1 protein-coding gene is annotated in these 519 nt (G+C 64.5%); it reads right to left on the reverse strand.

Annotated features, from left to right (window positions below; translation table 11 throughout):
- Positions 1-98 precede the first annotated feature (98 nt).
- Positions 99-519, reverse strand: a 421-nt coding sequence (locus B3605_RS25165; RefSeq protein WP_296436826.1) for a DMT family transporter, incomplete at its 5' end; no start/stop codon positions are given.

The raw sequence follows: 519 nt of genomic DNA on the forward strand, positions 1-519 counted from the left end.
ATGGCGGCCAGCGCCGCGAACGCGCGTAATTCTTAGACGCGATTGAACAACGAACGGCGGGAGAGATCCCGCCGTTTTCTATTGTGCCTGCTCGGAGCTTACTGCGCCTGCTCGCGCAGCGGCGCTGCCGCCTGCCGGTTGGTCAGATAGACGCCGGTGACGACCACGATGGTGCCGATGGTGAGCGGCAGGGTCAGCGGTTCGCCGAAGGCGATGAAGGCCTCCAGCGCCACCGTCGGCGGCATCAGATAGATCAGTGATGCCGCGCGCGACACCTGCCCGCGCCGGATCAGATAGAGAAGCAGCCCGACGCCACCCATCGACAGGCCGAAGACCGACCAGACGAGGGCCGCCACCGCCGTTGCCGACCCGTCGAAATGCATGCGCTCGAAGCTGAGCATCAGCGGCACGCTGACGATGAGCGCGCCGACATATTGCAGCGTCGCGATGGCAGGCAGATTGCCGGCTTGCAGGTGCTTCTTCTGATAGAGCGTTCCATAGGTGACCGAAGCCATCGCC

This window comes from Rhizobium sp. UBA1881, from assembly GCF_002338015.1.
Lineage (GTDB): Bacteria > Pseudomonadota > Alphaproteobacteria > Rhizobiales > Rhizobiaceae > Rhizobium.